At 65.0% G+C, this 7,640-nt stretch carries 9 protein-coding genes and 1 tRNA gene; 6 read left to right on the top strand and 4 right to left on the bottom strand.

Annotated features, from left to right (window positions below; genetic code table 11):
* Nucleotides 1-162 precede the first annotated feature (162 nt).
* From VGH68_RS00825 to VGH68_RS00815, 3 genes are all read right to left on the bottom strand, one after another.
* Nucleotides 163-1,299 carry an enoyl-CoA hydratase/isomerase family protein gene (locus tag VGH68_RS00825; RefSeq protein ID WP_331601607.1) on the bottom strand — a complete coding sequence of 379 codons (1,137 nt, stop codon included), beginning with the start codon at nucleotides 1,297-1,299 and terminating at the stop codon, nucleotides 163-165.
* 314 nt (nucleotides 1,300-1,613) lie between these two features.
* The gene (locus VGH68_RS00820) at nucleotides 1,614-1,898 is read right to left on the bottom strand and encodes a DUF1488 domain-containing protein (RefSeq protein ID WP_331601606.1); all 285 of its coding nucleotides are present in this window, start codon (nucleotides 1,896-1,898) and stop codon (nucleotides 1,614-1,616) included.
* Between the two features lie 342 nt (nucleotides 1,899-2,240).
* Nucleotides 2,241-2,531: a hypothetical protein gene (locus VGH68_RS00815; protein ID WP_331601605.1), complete on the bottom strand. Its 291-nt coding sequence runs from the start codon at nucleotides 2,529-2,531 to the stop codon at nucleotides 2,241-2,243.
* A 378-nt stretch (nucleotides 2,532-2,909) separates the two neighbouring features.
* Here VGH68_RS00815 and VGH68_RS00810 point away from each other — a divergent pair, with 378 nt between their 5' ends.
* Together VGH68_RS00810 and VGH68_RS00805 are read left to right on the top strand one after the other, a co-directional pair.
* A complete protein-coding gene (locus tag VGH68_RS00810; RefSeq protein WP_331601604.1) occupies nucleotides 2,910-3,101 on the top strand; it encodes a hypothetical protein in 192 nt (63 codons plus the stop codon).
* 80 nt (nucleotides 3,102-3,181) lie between these two features.
* Nucleotides 3,182-3,571, top strand: a complete 390-nt coding sequence (locus VGH68_RS00805) for a hypothetical protein (protein ID WP_331601603.1) — start codon at nucleotides 3,182-3,184, stop codon at nucleotides 3,569-3,571.
* 429 nt (nucleotides 3,572-4,000) lie between these two features.
* Here VGH68_RS00805 and VGH68_RS00800 read toward each other — a convergent pair whose 3' ends face one another.
* On the bottom strand, nucleotides 4,001-4,498 hold the full coding sequence (locus tag VGH68_RS00800) for a heme-degrading domain-containing protein (protein WP_331601602.1): 498 nt from the start codon (nucleotides 4,496-4,498) through the stop codon (nucleotides 4,001-4,003).
* A gap of 219 nt (nucleotides 4,499-4,717) precedes the next feature.
* Here VGH68_RS00800 and VGH68_RS00795 point away from each other — a divergent pair.
* From VGH68_RS00795 to VGH68_RS00780, 4 genes are all read left to right on the top strand, one after another.
* Nucleotides 4,718-4,794, top strand: a tRNA-Met gene (locus VGH68_RS00795).
* A gap of 454 nt (nucleotides 4,795-5,248) precedes the next feature.
* Complete coding sequence (locus VGH68_RS00790; protein WP_331601601.1) at nucleotides 5,249-5,794, top strand: NUDIX hydrolase; 546 nt, start codon at nucleotides 5,249-5,251, stop codon at nucleotides 5,792-5,794.
* 9 nt (nucleotides 5,795-5,803) lie between these two features.
* The gene (gene aat / locus VGH68_RS00785; RefSeq protein WP_331601600.1) at nucleotides 5,804-6,541 is read left to right on the top strand and encodes a leucyl/phenylalanyl-tRNA--protein transferase; all 738 of its coding nucleotides are present in this window, start codon (nucleotides 5,804-5,806) and stop codon (nucleotides 6,539-6,541) included.
* A gap of 118 nt (nucleotides 6,542-6,659) precedes the next feature.
* Complete coding sequence (locus VGH68_RS00780; RefSeq protein WP_331601599.1) at nucleotides 6,660-7,529, top strand: arginyltransferase; 870 nt, start codon at nucleotides 6,660-6,662, stop codon at nucleotides 7,527-7,529.
* Nucleotides 7,530-7,640 lie beyond the last annotated feature (111 nt).

Genomic DNA, 7,640 nt, shown 5'->3' with positions numbered 1-7,640 from the left:
GCGATGTGGGGCTGGGGCGCGCTCGTCTTCATGCGCGCGTTCATGGCAAGCGAGGAAGACGAGTAACGGCAAGACGAAGGCGCGCGGGTTTGCCGCGCGTGGCAGCGATCACCCGCGCGACCAGCGCGCAAGCGTCGCGCCAGATCGTCACGCTTGCGCTGATCAGCTGTGTAGATCCCGCAGCGGATGTTCGGCCGCGGGCCAAGGGCTTTCGAACATCTTGTCGACGTCGGCGGCGCTCACGTCCTCGATGCGAGCGAAACGCCAGCGCGGCGCATTGTCTTTGTCGATGATGCGCGCGCGAATCCCTTCCACGGTGTCGCCGTGCAGAAAACTCGAGCGCGTCAGATCGAGATCGGCGCGCAGCACTTCCGCCATCGAGCCTTCGGCACGCGTCACGACCTCCAGCGAGACCGCCATCGACAACGGCGAACGTTCGCGCAGCACAGCAATCGTCTGCGCGGCCCATTCGGCCGCGTCGCCGCCGCGCTCGCGCTCCTGTTCCAGCGACGCGAGAATCCGCGCGACGCCAGGCAACGCGAAATGCCGGTCGATCAGCGCGCGCGCCTTCGCGAGCCCGCTCTCTTCGGGCCGTGGCGCGACCTGATACGCAAGCGCGGCGCGCTCGATGCACGCGACCACGTCCGCGCCGCGCTCGAAGCTCTTGCGGTGCAGTGTATCGATCAGCGCGGGCAACGCTTCGTCATCGATATAGACATCGGCGAGCCCCGCGTACAACGCATCGGCCGCGCCCATCGTCTCGCCGGTCACGGCCAGATAACGGCCGATCGCACCGGGCGTACGCGCGAGAAACCAGCTCGCGCCCACGTCGGGGAAAAGACCGATGCGGGTTTCGGGCATCGCCATCCTGGTCGATTGCGTGACGACGCGCAGGCCGCCGGTACGATGCGCGCCCAGCGAAATGCCCATCCCACCGCCCATCACGATGCCGGTCATCAATGCGATGTAGGGCTTCGGGTACGTGAAGATCGTGTGATTGAGGCGGTATTCCTCGGTAAAAAACGTATCGCGCGTATCCTGATCGCCGCGCTGCGCCGCCTCGTACATCAGCCGGATGTCGCCGCCCGCGCAGAACGCGCGCGCGTGCTGACTGCGCACGACGACCGCCACGATGTCGGGGTCTTCACGCCACTGATCGAGCGCCGTCTGGATTGCACGGATCATGCCGGTCGTCAACGCATTCAGCGCTTTCGGCCGGTCGAGTTCGATGAAGCCGATGCGATTGGTTACGTGAGTCGCGATTTCATCGCTGATGGCGGACGGGGCAGACATGGGCATGGAGATCTAGATGCGGGGGTAAGGTGGAACTGAACGTTATCACGGGCCCGCGGCTTCGCGCCTGGACAGTGGCGGCCCCACGGTGCGGTCCGCAAGTGCGGCCGACTGTTTCCGTCTCGCTATGGACAGTGCTTTGAGGCCGCGTGCAAGAGCGAACCGAGATGCGGACAATGCGGTGACCGGCAGACGCGCCGGAAGAAGCGCATCGACTCGGGTTCTGGGCCAGGCGTCGTGGACAGACGCATCAGGCAGACGTATCAGGCCGACTCATCGCGCGGACGAATCAGGCAGCCACAGCAGGCAAGCACCTCGCCTTAGCCCGCGACCTGGCCCGGCGGGAAGTGGCCACTCTTGAGCAGCACCGGCGCGCCATTGCTGATCTGCAGATGCTCGCGCGCGACGGCCTCGATGCGCGGCCGGCCCGCATCGAATGCGCGCAGCCAGCCTTCCGGATTCTCGCTGTAGGCGCCGAAATGATCCTCCAGCGCTTCGACCGAAATCGCGCACGGCACCGATACGCCGTCCACCAGCGCGGCAAAGACCACGGTCAGGTTTGAGTCACGGTAAGCAGGCGGATCTGCGGGAAAGCGGATTTCCATGGTCCCCTCATAGACAGGTTCGGCGCGAAGGCGGCGCGGGCGAAAATGGCTTATCGGCCTACGGCCCCGCGTAGGCCACGCTATGGTACTCGCGCGCCCAGATCACGGTCCAGCGCGCCACGGGGCTTCGTTTGGGCTGTGTTTGGCGCGTTGTTGTGCGGGCTTTCGGTGCTTGAGCCAGCGTTTTGGTCAGCGCCTCGGCCAGGCGTTTTGGCCACCGCTTCGGCCAGCGTTTTGGCCAGCGCTCGCGCTCGCCGCAACGCCGGCATCCATCGCTCTACCAAGCGTCGCACCGGCACGCGCCGGCCATCAGGTGTGGCGCCCGAGAGCCGCCGCGTAAGCTTACTGCCCATCCAGTACACGGTCGACATAATCGCGCGCCGCCTGTTCGACAAACGCGAGTGCCTCATCATCGCTGTCGAACCGTTGCTGGTCGCCCAGCTCCAGCAGCGTTTCAATCCGGTGTGGATCGTCCGGGCCGAGCTCGGCGAGACTCACCGAGCCGACGTAAGTACCGGCCGTATCCTGGTGCCGGTCGGCTGTCGTCGCGCTCGACGTGCTGCTCACCGGCACCAGGCGCGCGCTAGCGCTGATGTAATAGCCACGATAAGGGCCACTGACCCGCTCGGCCATCTTCGTCCTCCTTGTGTCCATTGATCGGGTCGCCGCAGTCCAGGCGGCGCCGCGTCATCGCACTGTCCGTCTGGCGCTGACGCAGCCCCCGAGCGATACCGACCGTCTCGCGGTCGAGACGCCGCGATATGCGGCAACGGCCGACGCGCGCTCAAAGTAACGCGCTCGTCGTTGCGCTATGCACCTGCGCTCGTGCCGTGCTGGAGTCACACCATAACGATATGGCGCTGCGCACGGCAATAAGTTCGAGGCGACGGCTAACCAGCCCGACGCTCTGCACTTTCTCGGCTCGATCCGGTCGAACGACCGCAATCGGCATGCCGCGTGCTGTCGCACCGGGACTCTTCACGAAGCGATTTCGAGATCAGCGAGCGAGATATGGGAAAATATTTTCTGCAGAATCACGAACTGCCTGAACCGGATGCGGCGAACAAGTGGTTTGCCTACGCCGAACGCCATGGCATCGACATTCCGAAAGCGATCAGCATCTGGGAAGACGCGGCCACCGAAAGCGGCGCCGAAGCGAGACGGCTCGTCAGCGCGGCGGGCATCACGATCGAAACGCCGTAGCCCGCGGCTGCCGCCCTACGGATCCGCGACGGACACCGGTTCAGCAGGCCATCGCCGTCCAAACCAAAGGAAACCTCACGATGCATTTCACGACGCAAGCGCGGCGCGCCGGCCAATTCCATCGTCTTCGATCCAGTGCCGCGCTTGCCGTCGTGCGTCGCGCGGCGCTGTCGGCCCTTTTGCCCGCCGCGTTGCTGCTCGCCGCGGGCCTCGGCGGCTGCGCATCGTCGAACACCACCACGCTGATCAATCTGCCGAACGGCCAGACCGGCTTCGCGGTCAATTGCAGCGGCGCCGACGCCGGCTCCAGTTGGGCTTCATGCTACGTCCAGGCCGGCAAAGCGTGCGGCGCGACCGGCTACGATATCGTATCGAAAGACAACGACGAAGGCGGCACCGCCGGCGGCAGCGTGACGAACGTCGTGTCGGCGAACGTCAAAAACCGTTCGATGATCGTGCGCTGCAAGTAAGTCCCTCGCACGGCGTCCGCCGCGGCGGACGCCGTGCTCGATGCCCCTGTATCGTCGAGAACAGATTCAGCACCGCGGCGCCGGCGAGGATCAGCGCAAGCCCGATGTTGGCCCGGCATGTCGGGCATCTGCCGGGACAGCCCGGCGCGACGAGCGAAATCGGCACGATGCCCGCACCGGACCCTATCGCGTGGACGAGGCCCAGCGGGGATGTTCATGAGCGCCAGCGACAGGTAATAGAAAGCAAGCCCGCAGCTTGGCACGACGACGACGACGACGGCAGCCGCCGCCGAACCCGCCCGACGCCCGCATCCCGGATGCGCAATCACTCGGCGACGGTAGCGATCGCACCAGCGCATACGGCGGCATGCACGTGCCGGGCACCGCGATCGTCAAGGTCGCGAGTGTCGGCATCTGCGGCAGCGCCCGTCAGGCCTTCGCAAGCGCGAGCTTGCCGTAGCCGTGGCCAAGATGCGCGCACAGCGCTTCGACGACCAGTTCATGATCGGCGCGCTGCGGCAAGCCGGACACCGTGATCGAGCCGATCACGCCTGCGCCCTCCACGGTCAGCGGAAACGCGCCGCCATGCGCCGCATATTCGGTCGCGGGCAGACCGTGCTTGTCGGCGAGGGTGGCGCCCGCGAGCTGCATTTTCAGACCGATCGCATACGAGCTGCGGCGAAAGTGCGCGACTGTGTTGGCCTTGCGGCGCGCCCAATCGACATTGTCCGGCGTCGCGCCGTCGAGCAGGCTGAAAAACAGCGGCTGGCCGAACGTGCGCACATCGATTGCCGCGGCAATGCCGCGGGCTTTAGCGACCTCGTGCAGATAGGCGCCAACTTGCCATGCGCGGTCGGCGTCGAAGCGGGGAAACACCAGAGCTTTTTCCTGAGCGGCAATGTTCTGCAGATCGTGAGCGATATCCATGGAATTCGAAGCGAGAGCGCAGAGTTGAAGCGCTCGCCGTTGGGTACGCATGGCGAGCGACGTGGAGAATCTGAATTCTAGCGCAGCGCCCGGCACGGCTTGCCGTTAGCTGACGCAGCGCACGTTACGTCGCAAACGGGCGACTGACGCAATGAAGCTACTCCGTCCATTGCTATTGCGCAGCCTGCCCGAGTGTTCTATAATCTTTTCTTCGACGGACGCGGGGTGGAGCAGTCTGGCAGCTCGTCGGGCTCATAACCCGAAGGTCGTAGGTTCAAATCCTACCCCCGCAACCAAACGAATCATTGAAGGGTTACAACGCATCGGCGTGTAACCCTTTTTTGTTTGCGGCGGCCATTTTTGTTTCGGCTTGCGCAAAAACGACTGGCACGTGCGCACGGCTGTTTTGCTCACCGTCAGCGGTCACCCCCGCTCTAAAGCACCGCCGCTATATAAACAAAGATGACCGCAATGGACGCGGGGTGCATCCATTGCAACCTCGGCGACCGGGTGCTATCAGCGGCTCCAAAAAGCGGCGGTCAAGCCTTGTCAGACTTTCAGCCGCGCGCCAACGCGCACCGTCATCGGCCCAACCGACATCCCGCGCATCCCCTCTGATTGCCCGCTCCACGTCCGCGGCATTCCCGCCGCCGCAGTCTCACCACGCAGCGCTACGCACCGCCTCATCGTGTGTCAGTAATGCCGCGCCCCGGTGATAAACTCCTAACACTCTTTCTCGTCCCCTTTCCAATGAAATTCTGTTCTGTCTGCGGCCACGGCGTCAGTCTGAGCATTCCACCGGGCGACAATCGCGAGCGCTTCGTATGCGCGAGCTGCGGCACCGTGCACTACCAGAATCCGCGTAACGTGGTCGGCACCGTGCCCGTATGGGATGACAAGGTGCTGCTGTGCCGCCGCGCGATCGAGCCGCGCTACGGCTACTGGACGCTACCCGCCGGCTTCATGGAAATGGGCGAGACGACCGCCGAGGCCGCGTCGCGCGAAACGCTCGAGGAAGCCGGCGCACGCGTCGAGGTGCAAAACCTGTTCTCGTTGCTCAACGTGCCGCACGTGCATCAGGTGCATCTGTTCTATATGGCGCGGCTGCTCGATCTCGACATCGCCGCCGGGGAGGAAAGCCTCGAGGTGAAGCTTTTCGACGAAGACGAAATTCCGTGGGACGAGATAGCGTTTCCGACCGTCGGCCAGACGCTGCGTTTCTTTTTCGCCGACCGCGCGGCCGGCAGCTTCGGCCTGCATACCGGCGATATCTTCCGCTCGCTGCGCGAAGGCTGAGCGGCGCGCATGGTCCCCTGGCTCGGTGCTGACGATCCGTTTCCGCCCGTGGAGCGCGCACTCGGTGCGTCGAGCGGCGCGCCGGGTCTGCTCGCCGCAAGTGGCGATCTGCTGCCGTCGCGTCTGATCGACGCTTACCAGCGCGGCATCTTTCCATGGTATTCGGATGGCCAGCCCGTGCTGTGGTGGAGCCCCGACCCGCGCATGATCCTGCGCCCCGCCGAATTCAAACTGTCGCCGTCGCTACGCAAGACGCTCAAGCGCGTGCTGCGCGACGACGCGTGGGAGATCCGTGTCGACCACGCTTTCGCCGCCGTAATGCGCGCGTGCGCGCAGGCGCCGCGGCGCGGACAGCGCGGCACCTGGATCACCGCGGATGTGGTCGACGCCTACTCGTCGCTGCATCGGATGGGTGACGCGCACAGCGTCGAGACCTGGTTCGAAGGCAAGCGCGTGGGCGGTTTGTATGGCGTGTCGCTCGGCCGGATGTTCTTCGGGGAATCGATGTATGCAGAGCTCACCGATGCGTCGAAAATCGCGCTCGCGGCACTGGTCGGGCACCTGCGACGTCATGAAATAGAAATGATAGACTGCCAGCAGAACACGTCGCATCTGGCGTCGCTGGGCGGGCGCGAGATCGCGCGCAAGGCGTTCGTCGCGCATGTTCGCGCGTCGGTCGGCGCACCCGCCATTGACTGGCGCTTCGACAAAACCGCCTTGCTCGAACTCATCGCGCGGGCGACGTAGGAAGAATCAGGCCGAATCCGGGACAGCCGCCTATTGCCCGCCGCCCACCGGGCCGCGGGTCGTCAATCGCGAGGCGCGCCGGGTTTGCACTACCAGAGACGCTTCGAGAGCTGCCAACGTGACTCATCAAAACGAGCTGCCTCTTTCGCCGCTTTCCGCGCTGCAATTTTATGCAACGGCGCCCTACCCCTGCAGTTATCTGGACGGCCGCATCGCGCGCTCGCAGGTCGCCACACCCAGTCATCTCATCAACTCGGACGTCTATACGGACCTCGTGAAAGCCGGCTTCCGGCGCTCGGGCGTGTTCACGTATCGCCCCTATTGCGACGGCTGCCGCGCGTGCGTGCCGGTGCGCGTGCCGGTCGAGCGTTTCCAGCCGAATCGCACCCAGCGGCGCGTGTGGAAAAAACACGGCGGGCTGATCGCGACGGTCGCGCCGCTCCACTACGACGAAGAGCATTACGCGCTCTATATGCGCTATCAGTCAGCGCGTCACGCGGGCGGCGGCATGGACCGCGACAGCCGCGACCAGTACGAGCAGTTCCTGCTGCAAAGCCGGATCAATTCGCGGCTCGTCGAATTCCGCGAGCGGCCGCCGGATTGCACCGACGCCCGCTCCGGCGCCCGCTCCGACGGGCGCTCCGATACGCGCCCGGACGCACCCGGCGCGCTGCGCATGATCAGCATGATCGACATTCTCGGCGACGGGCTGTCGTCGGTGTACACGTTCTTCGAGCCCGAGCTGCCGCACGCGAGCTTCGGCACCTACAACATCTACTGGCAGATCGAGCAGGCGCGCAGTCTGAATCTGCCGTACGTGTATCTCGGTTATTGGATTCGCGAAAGTCCAAAGATGGCGTACAAGGCGAATTTCCGGCCGCTCGAAGGATTGATCGACGGCGCCTGGCGCGTGCTCGATCCGGCGAATTTCGAACTGCCGCCGGTCGATTTCGCGATGCATGGACGGCGCGGACCTCTGAAGCCCTAGCCGTCCTGCGCCGGATCGCGGCGACATCCGGCCGGCCGCCGCCCTCGCCCGCGCAGCGCCAACTCGAGTCAGCAAGCCGGTAAAATAGCGGGTTCCCATTTTCCGGCCGTC

Source organism: Paraburkholderia sp., from assembly GCF_036488505.1.
Lineage (GTDB): Bacteria > Pseudomonadota > Gammaproteobacteria > Burkholderiales > Burkholderiaceae > Paraburkholderia.
This window is presented reverse-complemented; position numbering and strand designations above follow the sequence as displayed.

Excerpts from the sequence above, each read along its gene's own strand:
- VGH68_RS00825 (WP_331601607.1), bottom strand. The coding sequence starts at position 1,299 with ATGCCCATGTCTGCCCCGTCCGCCATCAGCGATGAAATCGCGACTCAC.
- VGH68_RS00820 (WP_331601606.1), bottom strand. The coding sequence starts at position 1,898 with ATGGAAATCCGCTTTCCCGCAGATCCGCCTGCTTACCGTGACTCAAAC.
- VGH68_RS00815 (WP_331601605.1), bottom strand. The coding sequence starts at position 2,531 with ATGGCCGAGCGGGTCAGTGGCCCTTATCGTGGCTATTACATCAGCGCT.
- VGH68_RS00810 (WP_331601604.1), top strand. The coding sequence starts at position 2,910 with ATGGGAAAATATTTTCTGCAGAATCACGAACTGCCTGAACCGGATGCG.
- VGH68_RS00805 (WP_331601603.1), top strand. The coding sequence starts at position 3,182 with ATGCATTTCACGACGCAAGCGCGGCGCGCCGGCCAATTCCATCGTCTT.
- VGH68_RS00800 (WP_331601602.1), bottom strand. The coding sequence starts at position 4,498 with ATGGATATCGCTCACGATCTGCAGAACATTGCCGCTCAGGAAAAAGCT.
- VGH68_RS00790 (WP_331601601.1), top strand. The coding sequence starts at position 5,249 with ATGAAATTCTGTTCTGTCTGCGGCCACGGCGTCAGTCTGAGCATTCCA.
- aat (WP_331601600.1), top strand. The coding sequence starts at position 5,804 with ATGGTCCCCTGGCTCGGTGCTGACGATCCGTTTCCGCCCGTGGAGCGC.